The 15,100-nt window shown below is 58.9% G+C and carries 13 protein-coding genes; 8 read left to right on the forward strand and 5 right to left on the reverse strand.

All coding sequences use genetic code 11. The features are described 5' to 3' along the window. The first annotated feature begins 114 nt into the window (after positions 1 to 114). From trxB to BLT65_RS36500, 5 genes are all read left to right on the forward strand, one after another. Positions 115 to 1,116 (forward strand): thioredoxin-disulfide reductase, encoded by a 1,002-nt coding sequence (gene trxB / locus BLT65_RS36485; RefSeq protein ID WP_091787528.1) that lies wholly within the window; start codon positions 115 to 117, stop codon positions 1,114 to 1,116. A gap of 212 nt (positions 1,117 to 1,328) precedes the next feature. Beyond that, entirely contained in the window at positions 1,329 to 2,144 is an 816-nt protein-coding gene (locus tag BLT65_RS36490; RefSeq protein WP_081498811.1) for a Smr/MutS family protein, read from the forward strand. A 15-nt stretch (positions 2,145 to 2,159) separates the two neighbouring features. Then, positions 2,160 to 2,780, forward strand: a complete 621-nt coding sequence (locus BLT65_RS36495; protein ID WP_042310530.1) for a trimeric intracellular cation channel family protein — start codon at positions 2,160 to 2,162, stop codon at positions 2,778 to 2,780. Positions 2,781 to 3,000: 220 nt separating this feature from the next. Continuing rightward, a complete protein-coding gene (locus BLT65_RS46760; RefSeq protein WP_143036625.1) occupies positions 3,001 to 3,723 on the forward strand; it encodes a DUF5343 domain-containing protein in 723 nt (240 codons plus the stop codon). Beyond that, the gene (locus BLT65_RS36500; protein ID WP_091787531.1) at positions 3,707 to 4,192 is read left to right on the forward strand and encodes a TIGR02391 family protein; all 486 of its coding nucleotides are present in this window, start codon (positions 3,707 to 3,709) and stop codon (positions 4,190 to 4,192) included. Before BLT65_RS46760 ends, BLT65_RS36500 begins: the two co-directional genes overlap by 17 nt. A gap of 97 nt (positions 4,193 to 4,289) precedes the next feature. Here BLT65_RS36500 and BLT65_RS36505 read toward each other — a convergent pair whose 3' ends face one another. The 5 genes from BLT65_RS36505 to BLT65_RS36525 all read right to left on the reverse strand — a co-directional run bounded on the left by BLT65_RS36505 (position 4,290) and on the right by BLT65_RS36525 (position 9,436). Beyond that, positions 4,290 to 4,634 carry a hypothetical protein gene (locus BLT65_RS36505; protein ID WP_091787534.1) on the reverse strand — a complete coding sequence of 115 codons (345 nt, stop codon included), beginning with the start codon at positions 4,632 to 4,634 and terminating at the stop codon, positions 4,290 to 4,292. Between the two features lie 373 nt (positions 4,635 to 5,007). Then, entirely contained in the window at positions 5,008 to 6,123 is a 1,116-nt protein-coding gene (locus BLT65_RS36510; RefSeq protein WP_007580591.1) for an ABC transporter ATP-binding protein, read from the reverse strand. A gap of 114 nt (positions 6,124 to 6,237) precedes the next feature. Next, on the reverse strand, positions 6,238 to 7,095 hold the full coding sequence (locus BLT65_RS36515) for a carbohydrate ABC transporter permease (RefSeq protein ID WP_007580590.1): 858 nt from the start codon (positions 7,093 to 7,095) through the stop codon (positions 6,238 to 6,240). Then, positions 7,085 to 8,023: a carbohydrate ABC transporter permease gene (locus BLT65_RS36520; protein ID WP_042310527.1), complete on the reverse strand. Its 939-nt coding sequence runs from the start codon at positions 8,021 to 8,023 to the stop codon at positions 7,085 to 7,087. The genes BLT65_RS36515 and BLT65_RS36520 overlap by 11 nt, the downstream gene beginning before the upstream one ends. A 165-nt stretch (positions 8,024 to 8,188) precedes the next feature. Continuing rightward, positions 8,189 to 9,436, reverse strand: a complete 1,248-nt coding sequence (locus BLT65_RS36525) for an ABC transporter substrate-binding protein (protein WP_007580588.1) — start codon at positions 9,434 to 9,436, stop codon at positions 8,189 to 8,191. Between the two features lie 531 nt (positions 9,437 to 9,967). Here BLT65_RS36525 and zwf point away from each other — a divergent pair. The 3 genes from zwf (at position 9,968) to BLT65_RS36540 (ending at position 14,264) form a co-directional block, all read left to right on the forward strand. Then, positions 9,968 to 11,425 carry a glucose-6-phosphate dehydrogenase gene (gene zwf, locus BLT65_RS36530; protein WP_091787537.1) on the forward strand — a complete coding sequence of 486 codons (1,458 nt, stop codon included), beginning with the start codon at positions 9,968 to 9,970 and terminating at the stop codon, positions 11,423 to 11,425. Between the two features lie 237 nt (positions 11,426 to 11,662). Then, positions 11,663 to 12,370 carry a 6-phosphogluconolactonase gene (gene pgl / locus BLT65_RS36535; protein WP_091787540.1) on the forward strand — a complete coding sequence of 236 codons (708 nt, stop codon included), beginning with the start codon at positions 11,663 to 11,665 and terminating at the stop codon, positions 12,368 to 12,370. Next, positions 12,348 to 14,264, forward strand: a complete 1,917-nt coding sequence (locus tag BLT65_RS36540) for a bifunctional transcriptional regulator/glucokinase (RefSeq protein WP_091787543.1) — start codon at positions 12,348 to 12,350, stop codon at positions 14,262 to 14,264. Before pgl ends, BLT65_RS36540 begins: the two co-directional genes overlap by 23 nt. Positions 14,265 to 15,100 lie beyond the last annotated feature (836 nt).

Consider the following 15,100-nt stretch of genomic DNA (forward strand, 5'->3'; position numbering starts at 1 on the left):
ACGGCGCTGATACCCAACTAACGTGTCAAGCAGGTTTCCCGGCTCGACGCCAGTACCGCCGGTCATGGCAGCCGATGTTTCGCCGCCGACCGACGCTTTTTACGGATTTCGATCATGCCAGCTTCCCCGACCAAACACGCGAAGGTTCTGATTCTCGGTTCCGGCCCTGCCGGTTACACGGCGGCCGTCTATGCGGCGCGCGCCAACCTGTCGCCCGTGCTCGTCACGGGCCTCGCGCAAGGCGGTCAGCTGATGACCACGACGGACGTCGAAAACTGGCCCGCCGACGCCAACGGCGTGCAAGGTCCGGAGCTGATGACGCGCTTCCTCGAACACGCCGAGCGCTTCAACACCGAAATCATCTTCGACCACATCCACACGGCCAAGCTCGACGAGAAGCCGATCCGCCTGATCGGCGATTCGGGCGAGTACACGTGCGATTCGCTGATCATCGCGACGGGCGCGTCGGCGCAATATCTCGGCCTGCCGTCGGAAGAACTGTTCATGGGCCGCGGCGTGTCGGCATGCGCGACCTGCGACGGCTTCTTCTACAAGCAGCAGCACGTCGCCGTGGTCGGCGGCGGCAATACGGCCGTTGAAGAAGCGCTGTATCTGGCGGGCATCGCGAAGAAGGTCACGGTGATCCATCGCCGCGACAAGTTCCGCGCCGAGCCGATCCTGATCGACCGTCTGCTGGAGAAGGAAAAGGAAGGCGTCGTCGAGATCAAGTGGAACCACACGCTCGACGAAGTGAAGGGCAATGAAGGCGGCGTCAACGGCCTGCGCATCAAGGACGTGAAGACGGGCGCGACCACCGATATCGAACTGCAAGGTCTCTTCGTCGCGATCGGCCACAAGCCGAACACGGATATCTTCGAAGGCCAGTTGGAGATGAAGAACGGCTACATCATCACGAACGGCGGTTTGACGGGCAACGCGACGGGTACGAGCGTGCCGGGCGTGTTCGCGGCGGGCGACGTGCAGGATCACGTGTACCGTCAGGCGATCACGAGCGCGGGTACGGGCTGTATGGCGGCGCTGGATGCGCAGCGTTATCTGGAAAGCATCCATGAGTCGATCGGCGAGCGCGCAATGAGCGCTGAAGCCGAGCGTTGATCGTTGTTGACGCGTCTGGGTTTGATGGGTCGTTTCAGTAGAACGGCGGACGCGGATCGGTAGAATAGCGGCAGACACCTGCTTGCCGCGGTTGCTGAGATTCTCGAAGTTCGAAGGGCTGCGGCGGAATGCTGGCGGCCCTTTTTGTTTTTTCGCCCGGGTTGCTGTGGGTGTTGGTCTGTTGTCCGCTTCGACTTCATCGTCTGATCGCTATGCCTAAGAATCTGCCCCATCCGAGCGAACCGAAACGGCCGCGTATTGCGGCGGCTACTCCTGCTAATGCTGATTCGTCGGCATCGTCGGGGGCTGGTTCGGATTCGTCCTCGTCTTCGTCGAAAAAACCGTTGGTCGAGTCTGGTGCTGGGTTGGCCGGGCTTGGTGGACTACGCGATGCGCTGAAAGGCGCGTCTCAACGCGCTCAACGTCAGAAAGCTGTTGCGGCGCAAGCGTCGCGTGAGGCGGCTGCGGATGCTGATCTGTTTCGGCGTGAGATTGGCGAAGTCGCGCCGCTCGGCGCGAAACCGCGTGCGGCTGTCCCTCGCACGCCGCCCGCGCCGGTTCCCGTTCAGACGAAACTCGATGAAGAAGCCGTGCTGCACGAGGCGATCTCCGATGAGTTCGATCCTGAAGTTCTGCTCGATACCGATGAGTCGCTTTCTTATTGTCGGCCGGGTGTGAGCCAGGAGATCGTTAAGAAACTTCGAAGCGGAGCCTGGATTGTGCAGGCGCAGCTTGATCTGCATGGGATGCGTCGTGAGGAAGCACGTGAGGCGCTGTCTGAGTTCATTCGTGAGGCGAGTAAGAAAGGCTTACGGTGTTTGCGCGTGATTCATGGGAAAGGGCTGGGGTCGATTGGGAAAGAGCCCGTGCTCAAGGGCAAGGTTCGCGCGTGGCTCGTGCAGAAGGAAGAAGTGATCGCGTTTTCTCAAGCTCGTGCGCATGATGGCGGTGCGGGTGCTGTGCTTGTGTTGTTGCAGCCTGGGTCGGTTGGCCCCGGGTCTTCCTCTTCGTCGTCCGGCAAAGTCTGAGAAGGCTTTTCAACGATGCATCCTCGTCTCACTCTCGCGCTTTCAATCATGGAAGCGCTGGCTATTCTCGCCTACGCAATCTCAGGGTTCATCGAAGCTCGTACGAGACGGCTCGATGCTGTTGGGACTTTTCTTGTGGCGATGGCGACGGCTTTTGGTGGTGGGACGGTTAGAGATATTTTGCTCGATCGGCGACCGTTCTATTGGGTCGAGCATCAGTGGTATGCAATTCTGATCTTTGTTCTCTCGTTCTTTGCGCCGTTTGTGCTTAAGGCTTATACGCGGGTTTTTAACGAGCGGGCTTTGCTGGTGGCAGATGCGGTGGGGCTTGGGCTGTTTAGCATTTCTGGTACTTCGCTTGCGCTCGATGCGCAGATGCCGTGGTTCGTGGCTTCGATGATGGGCGTCGCCACCGGCGTGTTCGGTGGGATTATTCGGGATGTGATTTGTAATGAGGTGCCGCTCATCCTTCGTGATTCGCGGCCTTATGCGACTTGTGCGTTGGTTGGGTGTTGGGTTTATCTGCTGCTTGATTACATCAACTTCGATACAGTCTATAGCGTGCTGATTGCTACTGGGTTTATTCTGGTCGCACGGCTTGTCACGTTTAAGCTGGACGTCCGCCTTCCTCACTGATTCTCACCCCTTTTATCCTCACGGTCTCGGGTGCGATGAATCGGACATCTTGCGGGGGGATCGCGATATAGCTATACCGCCACGAAGACGACACTCGGTCCGCCACTTCGAACAACGGTAAATGCAGTATCCTTGCTACAAGATTCCGACGCCTTCAGGAACCTACCCATTTTTCCCGGCAGAAAGCGCAACCTCATGCAATCTTTGTTGGAGACGATTCGTGGCGGACAAGCATCCATACATCTCAGGCTCGAGCAATCTCGCACAAACAGTTACGCACCTCAGGCGATCATTCCCAGCATCGGTAACGGCGGATACGCTCAAAAAATTAGGAATCGCTCCAAACAACGAGACCTATGTTCTCGGAATCCTACGATTTCTAGGTATCATCGATCACGAGAACAAGAAAAATCCAGCTGTCGCATCGACATTCAATCAACACGACGACGCCGATTTCCAAACCGGTTTCGAGAAGCTCGTCCATGATGCATATCATGAAATATTCGACCTTCACGGGCCTGACGCGTGGGATCTTTCTCTTGATAAACTGGTGTCGTTCTTTCGAAACCATGACAACACTAGCGATATAGTTGGAAAGCGGCAGGCAGCCACTTTTCAGGCGCTTGCACGACTGTCTGGAAAGCTCCCAGAGGTGGCAAACCAGAATACGGTACCCAAAGCGTCGAGAGCGACTTCTGCCACGAAGAAAAAGACTGCGAAGCCACCAAAAGCAAGGGAAACTGCAACGGTGCCATTGCGCCAGAATTCGGTAGCTCCCCCCACCGTGCAACACACCGGACACGGGGCCCAGCCGAATAACGGCGGCGCAATAGCTCTAACCGTTCGTGTCGAAATCAACCTCCCTTCGGGCGAAGATCAGGAAACCTACGATCGTATTTTTAAGAGCATCCGCGAGAATCTGCTCAATGGAAACGGCACTTGAATTTTTCGAGCGCGTTGTACGTGGCACGAGGAAGGGCACCCCGATGAACGAGAGCGGCGTGCAGAGTGGAACGCTCCATCCGTTTGAACTTCGTAATGTCCATCCCAACCTTCCTCAGAAAGTACGAAAATTGTTCGACGATGGACACGGTGCCGAAGCGACCTTCCTTGCGTTCAAATATATTGAAAAGGTCGTCCAGAGACTGTCCGGAAAAACTGAAAATGGTCAGAAACTCATGATGCTTGTCTTTGATCGAAATAAGCCGATTATTCGCCTTAACTCGTTGGCAAATCAAAGCGAGCAAGACGAGCAAGAGGGTTATAGATTTATGTTCTCGGGGGCCGTTATTGGCATTCGAAATCCTGCAGGTCACGAAGTTATACTCAGTGACGACCCCGATGTTTGTCTTGACCACCTTGCATTTGCATCGCTCCTGTTGCGACGACTTGAGCGGAGCGGACACAAGTAGATGACGTAGGCGTTTAGAGCGACGGTTTTCGCAGCGCGACCGTCGCCCCTCTTCCATCAGCGATCGACTACGCCGATTCTCGCGCAGACGGTGAAAGTCAGTGAAGCGCGCTGTTCGATGTGTGAACCGTGCAGTTTGCGCACGCTGCAGATATTTGACCTTTTAGCAAGCGGCCGGCAAGAAGACCCTCGAATAACTGGATGTCCAAACACGCGTCCATTTCTATGTCCCCTGCAAGGTCGCGCAGCAGTGCGAGCAAACGCTGCACATCTTCATTGACTACATCGAACCTGCTGATCGCGGCGGCCAGTGCTGCTAGCCGAGAAATCTGCTCCTGATGCCTTCTTCCAACCGAAATGGCTTGGCGAAGAAGGGCTTCAAGTAAATCGATTCTCTTTGCAGAGTTAACCGTGACTGACCCAATGTTGCTATCTGAAATCATAAGAAGGAATCTCCGGGCAAAAGCGATTTCCGCCCGAACACTCGCTTCCAATCGGGTGAGCGGGCACAAGACAAGGTTGGAAGACCGGCACCACGGAACCGGCGAGTCTTGCGACTCCCTCACCAAGGCCCGCCCATAGGCGTGCGGAGGCAAAGCGCGCTGGGATCCGCGAATGCGGATCGGCGCGACCACAGTGAACAGGCTTCCAAACCCGGCCACCTTTGTTTAGGTAGCAATCCAAAGTATATGACCGCTGGCTAACCGCCCTTTCACCCGCACAAGCTAAACCAGAGCCCCAAAAAGCAGAAAGCCCCGAGCGCATCTTAAACGCTCGGGGCCTTCCCAAAAACAACTCAGCTACAACAATTAACCTTTAAGCAATCCGCTCTTCCGTCTTCGGATCAAACAGAACCGCCTTAGAAACATCGAACATCAGCGCCATGTTCTGCTCAGGCAGAGGATTCGAACTCGGGTGAACGCGGCTAACGATGCGCTTGCCATTCACCTGTGCAAACACCAAAGTATCCGGCCCAGTCGGCTCAATCACATCGACCTTAACGTCAATCGCTTGCAGCTTGGCGTCGTCGGCATTATGAGCATTGCGTGCATCGGTGATGCGTTCAGGACGCAGACCGAGGATCACTTCCTGCCCGATATGCGACTTCACCGCACCATCGAAGGGCAGATTCAGCACCGACCGCTTCACACCCGTATCGAGTTCCAAGCCAACACCGGAACCTTGCTCAACAACCTTACCTTGAATGAAGTTCATCGGCGGCGCACCGATAAACCCAGCAACAAAGAGATTCGAAGGCGAATCATAAATCTCTTGCGGCGCCCCAAACTGCTGAACGACACCATCCTTCATAACCGCAATACGATCGCCGAGCGTCATAGCCTCGATCTGATCATGCGTCACATAAACGATAGTCGTACCCAGGCGTTGATGCAGCAGCTTGATTTCCGAGCGCATCTCAATCCGCAGCTTCGCATCGAGATTCGACAACGGTTCATCGAACAGGAACATCGCCGGGTCTCGTGCCAATGCACGGCCCATCGCCACCCGCTGACGCTGCCCACCAGACAACTGCCCCGGCTTCCGATCCAGCAAATGCTCAATCTGCAGCAGCTTCGAAACGCGAGCCACAATCTGATCCTGCTCGCTCTTCGCGACCTTGCGGATATTCAACCCGAAGGAAATATTCTCGCGCACCGTCATCGACGGATACAGCGCGTACGACTGGAACACCATCGCGATATCGCGATCTTTCGGCGACAGGTTGTTCACTGTCTTGCCGCCGATCTGAATATCGCCCTTCGTCACGGTCTCGAGACCGGCGATCATGTTGAGCAGCGTCGACTTACCGCAGCCCGAGCCGCCGACGAGAATCAGGAACTGACCGTCTTCGATGTCGATATTGACACCCTTCAGGACAGGCACCCCGTTCGGGTAGGTCTTGTACACGTCACGGATGGAAAGGCTTGCCATGCTGTGAATCCTCTAGTCTCTGTACTGCGGATACGTCGCTGGCTGGCGACGCGAGCCGAATACCGTTGAGCACCGCCGCTCACGCCAACGCGCAAGCAGCGGTCTACACAAAAATTAACCCTTCACCGCGCCCGCCGTCAGGCCGCGCACGAAATAGCGGCCGGCGATCACGTAGACGAGCAGCGTCGGCAGTGCCGCGATGATCGCGCCCGCCATGTCGACGTTGTATTCCTTCACGCCCGTCGACGTATTCACGAGGTTGTTCAGCGCCACGGTGATCGGCATCGAATCGACACCGGAGAACACGATACCGAACAGGAAGTCATTCCAGATCTGCGTGAATTGCCAGATCAGGCACACCATGAAAATCGGCAGCGAGATCGGCATCATGATCTTCGTGAAGATCATGAAGAACCCGGCGCCGTCGATACGCGCCGCCTTCACGAGTTCAGCGGGGACGCTCACATAGAAGTTGCGGAAGAACATCGTCGTGAACGCGATACCGTAGACCACGTGTACCAGCACCAGCCCGCCAATCGTGTTCGACAGACCGAAGTAGCCTTGCACACGTGCCATCGGCAGCAGGATGGCCTGGAACGGAATGAAGCAGCCGACCAGCAGCATCGTGAAGAACGCATCCGCGCCACGGAAACGCCAGTGCGTCAGCACATAACCGTTGAACGCGCCGATGATCGACGACAACAGCACGGCCGGGATCACCATCTTCACCGAATTGAAGAAGAACGGCTGCATGCCGTCGCAGCGCACGCCCGTACAGGCTTCACTCCACGCCTTGATCCACGGCGCGAAGGTCCAGTGTGTCGGCGGCGTCAGCAGGTTGCCCGAGCGCAGCTGGTCGATGTCCTTGAACGACGTCGACAGCATCACGTACAGCGGGAACAGGAAGTACAACGCAAACAGAATCAGCGCCGCGTAGATGACAACGCGGCTGAAGTTCATCTTAGGCTGCATTGCGCGTGCTCCTCGATTCCAGGTACATCAGCGGCACGAGCACGGCCACGACGGTCGCGAGCATCATCATCGACGACGCAGCGCCGACGCCCAGTTGCCCACGGTTGAACGAAAACGTGTACATGAACATCGCGGGCAGCGACGACGACGTGCCCGGACCACCCGCCGTCAACGCGACCACGAGGTCGAAGGTCTTGATCGTGATGTGGCAGAGAATCAGCAGCACCGAGAAGAACACGGGGCGCATGCTCGGAATCACAATCTTGCGGTAGATAGTGGGCAACGTCGCGCCGTCCACTTGCGCAGCCTTGAAGATCTCGCTGTCGACGCCGCGCAAACCGGCAAGAAACAGCGCCATCACAAAGCCCGTCGATTGCCACACGGCCGCGATCACGACGCAGAAAATCGCCTTGTCGGGGTCGCCCAGCCAACCGAACGAGAAGCTCGTCCAGCCCCAGTCATTCAGCACTTTCTGGAAGCCGAGATCGGGGTTCAGAATCCACTGCCACGCCGTGCCCGTCACGATGAACGACAGCGCCATCGGATACAGGAACACCGCGCGCAATGCGCCTTCGTTGCGAATCTTCTGGTCGAGCAGGATCGCGAGGAACAGACCCAGGCCGACGCAGATCGCGATAAACGGAATGCCGAACCAGCCAAGGTTCGCCGCCGACGTCCACCAGACGTCGTTATCGAACAGTTCGGCGTACCGGGCGAAGCCGGCGAAATCGTAACGCGGCATCAATCGCGAAGTAGACAGCGACAGATAGCCCGTAACGAGAATAAAACCGTAGACAAAGACCAGGCTGATGAGAATGCTGGGAGACAACACCAGCTTCGGCATCCAGCGGTCGGCCAATACCGCCATCGGCGACACGCGTGCTGTTGACGCCGTGCCTTTTGCGTTTCCGCTAATAGAAGCAGTCACAACTTGACTCCTGGAACTGTGCCGTCAGGCATCAGGGGAAGACACCGGAACGGCAGAGGCGCGGTGATGCATTGCACCATGCATCGCACCATCGTCGTCCGGCGCGCATGGTTTATTAAAGGTCATGCGCGCCGGGCGTTCTGCTACAACTGTGCTACGACTGCCTTACTTGGTCTTCGCAGCCTTCGCGAGTGCAGCAACGGCGGTCTTGGAGTCCTGATTCGAGTTCATGAACTTCGTCACGACGTCCGAGATTGCGCCTGCTGCTGCGTCCGGCTGAGCCATGCCGTGAGCCAGCGACGGCACATAGCCGCCCGACTTGATAGCCGTCTGTTCATCAGCGTAGGACTTCTTCGCGCAGTCGTCGAATTTATCCATCGACACACCCAGACGAACCGGGATCGAGCCCTTGTACAGGCTGAACTGCTCCTGGAATTCCGGGCTCATGATGGTCTTCGCGAGCGCGAGCTGACCTGCCGTAGCTGCCTTCTGGCCCTTCTGCTGGAAGAACACGAACGAGTCGACGTTGAACGTGTACGACTTCTCCGTGCCCGGAACGGCTGCACAGATGTAGTCCGAGCCGGACTTCTTGTTCGCGTTCGCGAACTCGCCCTTCGCCCAGTCGCCCATGAACTGCATGCCGGCCTTGCCGTTGATGACCATTGCCGTTGCCAGGTTCCAGTCACGGCCCGTGCGGCCGCTGTCGAAGTAACCCTGGATCTTGCGGACCGTGTCGAACACCTGAACCATCTTGTCCGAGGTCAGCGTCTTCTGGTCGAGGTCGACGAGCGCCTTCTTGTAGAAGTCCGCGCCTTCCGACAGCACGACGTCTTCCCACAGCGTCAGGTCTTGCCACGGCTGGCCGCCCATCGCGATCGGCTGGATGCCGGCTGCCTTCATCTTCTCGGCGACAGCGAAGAACTCGGTCCACGTGGTCGGCACCTTGCCGCCCGCCTTGTCGAGCGCTGCCTTGTTGATGTACAGCCAGTTGACGCGGTGTACCGAGAACGGCGCTGCGACGTAGTGGCCGTCTGCGTGGATGATCTTGTCGATTTCCGGCGGCAGGTTCTTCTTCCAGTCGCCAGCGACGGAGTCGACGTTCACCAGCACGCCTTGCGACGCCCAATCCTGGATCAGCGGACCCTTGATCTGAGCCGCGCTAGGCGCGTTGCCCGAGATGACCTGGGTCTTCAGTGCCGTCATGGCCGCTGCGCCCGCACCGCCTGCCACCGCGAAGTCCTTCCACGTGTATCCCTGCTTCTGCAGGTCGTCCTTCAGCACGCCGACAGCCTTCGATTCGCCGCCCGAGGTCCACCAGTGCAGCACTTCAACCGATTCGGCCGCCTGTGCCGTGGCGACGCCACACATCAGACCTGCGGCGCACAGGGCGCCCATGATCGCACGGAATTTCATTGCTTATCTCCTCCAGACACCTGAACTTAAAAACGAGTGGCCCCTGATGTCACCAGGGTGTGATGGTTGGTCAAACAGGCAATGCGGTGGACGGTCGAGCGTCGGGCAGGCACATGGTGATGTGGTTGTGCCAGCGAGCCGAGGCTCGGCCGCGTGACGCTCAAGAGATGAGTGATTTGCGATGCAAGAACTGTCTCCTCTTTTGATTTTTGCCTGCTCCGCCTTCTGACTGCGGCGCGTTGCAGACTCGAGGTGGTCCGCGCACGTCATTCAATGAAAACGCCTGTCTCCGTCATGCTGCGCCGCGCTCAAAGGGCACTCTGGCGCATGCCGGAACGCGTTGTCCGTTAACATGCAGGGAAGCTACGTGGACCCGCGAAAAGGCGCTTGTTCACAAGCCCCGCACGCTTTTTTCATCGAATTCACGTTACCTCTTGATTTGGATTGTAGTTAAACTACAATTCAGTGTCAAAAAATATTTTATCGGACTACGGGCGCCTTACAGGCCCATCAGATATCCCACGGAGACGCATGCAAACCGACTCTAGCTTCACCTTCGTTCTCTTCGGCGGAACTGGCGATCTGTCGATGCGCAAGATTCTCCCGGCTCTGTATGAAGCGCACCGTGCAGGCATGCTCGCGGCGAGCGGCAAGATCGTTGCCGTCGCGCGTCATGAGGAAGACCGTGCGGGTTATCTGCAATGGGTCAATGAGCACGTGAAGGCGCATGTCGCGAAGAGCGGCATCGATGAAAACGCGTGGGCGAGCTTTGTTGACCGTATCGAGTATGTGAAGCTCGATCTCGGCAAGGCCGAAGACTTCGTCAAGCTGCGCGATGCCTTGCAGGATCACGCCGGTACGCGTGTGTTCTATCTGGCCACAGGCCCGTCGCTGTTCGTCCCGATCTGCCATGCGCTCGCGTCCGTGGGCTTGAACGAGAACGCGCGCATCGTGCTGGAAAAGCCGCTTGGCTACGATCTGCGTTCGTCGAATGCGATCAACGACGCCGTCGGCGAGATCTTCGCCGAAGAGCAGATCTACCGCATCGACCACTATCTCGGCAAAGAGCCCGTGCAGAACCTGCTGGCGCTGCGCTTCGGCAATGCGCTGTTCGAGCCGCTGTGGCGTCGCGAATGGGTCGAGAGCATCCAGATCACGATTGCGGAAGAACTCGGCGTCGAAGCGCGCGGCGATTTCTATGACAACACGGGCGCGTTGCGCGACATGGTGCAGAACCATTTGCTGCAACTGCTTTCGATCGTCGCAATGGAACCGCCGCATTCAATGGATTCGGATTCCGTCCGCGATGAAAAGCTGCGCGTTCTGCGTGCCTTGAAGCCGATCGATCCGCGCGATATCAGCAAGGTCGCCGTGCGCGGCCAGTATCACGCGGGCGTCATTCGCGGCACGTCCGTGCCCGCGTATGCGACGGAATCCGGCGTGAAGACGGACAGCGCGACGGAAACGTTTGTCGCGCTGAAGGTCGAGATCGAAAACTGGCGCTGGGCGGGCGTGCCGTTCTTCCTGCGCACGGGCAAGCGTCTCGCCGACCGCGTCGCGGAGATCGTCGTGAACTTCCGCGCCGTGCCGCATTCGGCGCTGGGCGCGTCGGCGTTGCGTGCGGGCGCGAACCGTCTCGTGATCCGCCTGCAACCGAACGAAACGATTCGCCTCTATTGCCTCGCGAAGAAGCCGGGCGAAGGGATGAACCTGTCGAGCGTCCACCTCGACCTCGCCTTCGACCAGTTCTTCAAGGAAGGCCAGATGGAGGCGTATCAACGTCTGCTGCTCGACGTGATCAACGGACGCCTTGCCCTCTTCGTGCGTCGCGACGAACAGGAAGCGGCGTGGAAGTGGGTCGAGCCGATCCTCAACGAATGGGCCGCGTCGGGCAAGCCGAAGCCTTATGCGGCGGGCACATGGGGTCCGGCCGCCGCGAGTGCGATGCTCGCGCAGCACGGCACCTGCTGGCTCGAAGAAGAGAATTGAACTGACGCGAATGGACGTTTGAGCGGCGCGTTTTGTTTTGTCCTGCGATGATCGATGTTTGTCTCGCAACGCGCCGTATGAAGTATCGGTTGAACACAGCATGAATAGCCGGACCGGGCCTGGATCGCAAAGGACTGGTAACGGCAGCAGCGGGACACGTCGACGTCGGCTTCTATCGAGAACCGCCGTCGCCCCGCAGCAATTCAGATCAAACAAAGAAAGCAGCATGGAGGAGAAGTGATCGAGCTTCACGCTTTCGACGACCCGCGCGCCCAATCCGACGCGCTGGCGAAGGCGGTCGGCGACGCGTTACATGCGTCGCTCGCCGTCCGTGCGAGCGCGACCCGCGCCCGCCCGACGACGCTTGCCGTGTCCGGCGGCACGAGTCCACGTCCGTTTCTGCAAACCCTGTCCACGCAACCGTTCGACTGGAAGCGCATCGCGGTGACGCTCGTCGACGACCGCTGGGTGCCGGAGACCGACAACGCCAGCAACGCCCGCCTCGCGCGCGAGACGCTGTTGCAGCATGCCGCGCGTGACGCTGCCTTCCTTCCGCTCGTGGATACGATGCAATCGCTCGACGCCTACGTCGCCGCACTGAACGGCGAAGTCGCAAGCGGCGATCGCCACTTGCCCGATATCGCCGTGCTCGGCATGGGCGAAGACGGCCACACGGCATCGATTTTCGCGGATGCGCCCGAATGGGAGCACGCGATCTCGACGGCCGAGCCGTTCGTCGCCGTGCATCCCGGCGCCGCGCCGCATGCGCGCGTGAGCTGGTCGATGTCCGCCTTGAAGAAGATCGACCGGTTGTTCCTGCTGATTGCCGGTCAGAAAAAGCTCGACGTGCTCAATGCCGCCGCAGCCGCCCAACAAAAAAATGCCATCTCGACGTTGGCGAACGACAAGGGAGTGAGACTCGATGTCTACTGGTGTGCAAACTAAGACTGTCCCCGGCGCGGGTCAGCACGCCGACGGACCGAGGCTGCTCGCCGACATCGGCGGCACCAATGCGCGCTTTGCGCTCGAGACGGGTCCTGGTGAAATCACGCAGGTGATGGTCTATCCCTGTGCCGAGTATCCGGGCGTTGCAGAGGTCATCAAGAAGTATCTGAAGGACACCAAGATCGGCCGCGTGAATCATGCGGCGATCGCGATTGCGAACCCGGTCGATGGCGATCAGGTGAGCATGACCAATCACGACTGGACGTTCTCGATCGAAGCGACGCGTCGCGCGCTGGGCTTCGATACGCTGCTGGTCGTCAACGACTTCACCGCGCTGGCGATGGCGCTACCGGGCCTCACCGATGCGCAGCGCGTGCAGGTGGGCGGCGGCTCGCGTCGTCAGAACAGCGTGATCGGCCTGCTCGGGCCGGGCACCGGCATGGGCGTGTCGGGCTTGATTCCCGCTGATGACCGCTGGATCGCACTCGGCAGCGAAGGCGGCCACGCGACGTTCGCGCCGATGGACGAGCGCGAAGACCTCGTGCTGCAGTACGCGCGCAAGAAGTGGTCGCATGTGTCGTTCGAACGCGTGGCGGCGGGTCCTGGCATCGAGGTGATCTATCGCGCGCTGGCTCAACGCGACAAGAAGCGCGTGCCCGCGACGATCGAAGTATCCGAGATCGTCAAGAAAGGTCTTGATGGCGACGCGCTCGCGGCTGAAGCGATCGACGTGTTCTGCGGCATTCTCGGCACGTTCGCCGGCAATATTGCGGTGACGCTTGGGGCGCTGGGCGGCATCTATATCGGCGGCGGCGTTGTGCCGCGTCTGGGCGAGGTGTTCGCGCGCTCGTCGTTCCGTCAGCGCTTCGAGGCGAAGGGCCGCTTCGAGGCGTATCTGAAGAACGTGCCGACCTATGTGATCACGGCGGAATATCCGGCGTTTCTCGGTGTGTCGGCGATTCTCGCGGAGCAGTTATCGAACCGCGCGGGCGGCAGTTCGTCGGCGGTGTTCGAACGCATTCGCCAGATGCGCGATGCGCTGACGCCTGCTGAGCGGCGCGTCGCGGACCTCGCGTTGAATCATCCTCGTTCGATCATCAACGATCCGATCGTCGATATCGCGCGCAAGGCCGATGTGAGCCAGCCGACGGTGATCCGCTTCTGCCGCTCACTGGGCTGCCAGGGCTTGTCCGATTTCAAGCTGAAGCTGGCGACGGGTTTGACGGGTACGATTCCCGTCTCGCATAGCCAGGTTCATCTCGGCGACACGGCGACGGACTTCGGCGCGAAGGTGCTGGACAACACGGTGTCGGCGATTCTGCAGTTGCGCGAGCATCTGAACTTCGAGCAGGTCGAGTCGGCGATCGATCTGCTGAACAGCGCGCGGCGCATCGAGTTCTATGGTCTCGGCAATTCGAACATCGTCGCGCAGGATGCGCATTACAAGTTCTTCCGGTTTGGTATTCCGACTATTGCCTACGGCGATCTGTATATGCAGGCGGCGTCGGCTGCATTGCTCGGGAAGGGTGATGTGATTGTCGCTGTTTCGAAGTCGGGACGCGCGCCGGAATTGCTGCGTGTTCTGGAAGTGGCGATGCAGGCGGGTGCCAAGGTGATCGCGATTACGTCGAGTAATACGCCTTTGGCCAAGCGCGCGACTGTTGCGCTGGAAACCGATCATATCGAGATTCGCGAGTCGCAGCTGTCGATGATTTCGCGGGTTCTGCATCTGTTGATGATCGATATTCTTGCGGTTGGGGTTGCGATTCGGCGGGCTGCGCCGGCTTCTGAGGTCAGCGCTGCTGTGACTAAGGCCCGCAAGGGCTCCGATGATGATACGTCGGCCGTGCTCGACTGGCTGAGTCATGGGGCGGCGGCGTCGCCGCGGGATTGAGGTTTTTTGGGGTTTTTTGCCTGCGGCGCTGGGGGTTTGTTGTTGGGGCTTTCGCGGCGCGGGCGGTCGGTCTTTTGTCGCTTTAGTGCGGGGGTTCCGCAGTGCTCTCTCGTGGCGCGAGCGTTGCGCTTTGTGGGTTTGACTTTGTGCTGGCATCCGCGACGTGGTGTTTTGTTGCTGCGCAAGCGGTTTGGTCTTTTTGCTTCTGCGCTGGCATCCGCGCTTTGCCTTCGTGCTTCAAGCGTCGCCCCTGTGCGGGGCGGCACCTACTTTTCTTTGCCGCCGCAAAGAAAAGTAGGCAAAAGAAAGCGGCTAACACCGCCAACATTTCTCCCTACCTGAGGGCCCCCGAAGGGTCTTACGCTTCACACGGCAACCGCGTGGCCCACGTTCGTTGCCAGCGCTCTTGCGGTGCGCATCACCCGCTTCACGCACCCGCGCTGCATCATGCCGTGCCAGATATTCCACAGCCGCCCAGGTGGCAAACTGTGTGTAGGCCGTAGCACCTCACACGCCTCACTTCGGACCGATAGCACGCGCATACCTCCATGTAAGAGCGCCAGGCTATACGACGCGACAACCTACACACAGTTTGCCACCTGGACGGCGCAAACCATTCGCTGCCGCTAGCTCTTGTTCGGGTGTTCGAAGTGGGTGAGGCGCTCATTCGAAGCGTTGGCAACGAACGCGAACAGAGATGCCGCCGTGTGAAGCGTAAGACCCTTCGGGGGCCCTCAGGCAATGAGAAATGTTGGCGGTGTTAGCCGCTTTCTTTTGCCTACTTTTCTTTGCGGCGGCAAAGAAAAGTAGGTGACACAAGAACTGGCGGTGTTAGC

The sequence above is a fragment of the Paraburkholderia steynii genome, assembly GCF_900100565.1.
Taxonomy (GTDB): Bacteria; Pseudomonadota; Gammaproteobacteria; order Burkholderiales; family Burkholderiaceae; genus Paraburkholderia; species Paraburkholderia terrae.

Coding starts and splice junctions, on each gene's coding strand:
- trxB (WP_091787528.1), top strand. CDS start 115: ATGCCAGCTTCCCCGACCAAACACGCGAAGGTTCTGATTCTCGGTTCC.
- BLT65_RS36490 (WP_081498811.1), top strand. CDS start 1,329: ATGCCTAAGAATCTGCCCCATCCGAGCGAACCGAAACGGCCGCGTATT.
- BLT65_RS36495 (WP_042310530.1), top strand. CDS start 2,160: ATGCATCCTCGTCTCACTCTCGCGCTTTCAATCATGGAAGCGCTGGCT.
- BLT65_RS36500 (WP_091787531.1), top strand. CDS start 3,707: ATGGAAACGGCACTTGAATTTTTCGAGCGCGTTGTACGTGGCACGAGG.
- BLT65_RS36505 (WP_091787534.1), bottom strand. CDS start 4,634: ATGATTTCAGATAGCAACATTGGGTCAGTCACGGTTAACTCTGCAAAG.
- BLT65_RS36510 (WP_007580591.1), bottom strand. CDS start 6,123: ATGGCAAGCCTTTCCATCCGTGACGTGTACAAGACCTACCCGAACGGG.
- BLT65_RS36515 (WP_007580590.1), bottom strand. CDS start 7,095: ATGCAGCCTAAGATGAACTTCAGCCGCGTTGTCATCTACGCGGCGCTG.
- BLT65_RS36525 (WP_007580588.1), bottom strand. CDS start 9,436: ATGAAATTCCGTGCGATCATGGGCGCCCTGTGCGCCGCAGGTCTGATG.
- zwf (WP_091787537.1), top strand. CDS start 9,968: ATGCAAACCGACTCTAGCTTCACCTTCGTTCTCTTCGGCGGAACTGGC.
- BLT65_RS36540 (WP_091787543.1), top strand. CDS start 12,348: ATGTCTACTGGTGTGCAAACTAAGACTGTCCCCGGCGCGGGTCAGCAC.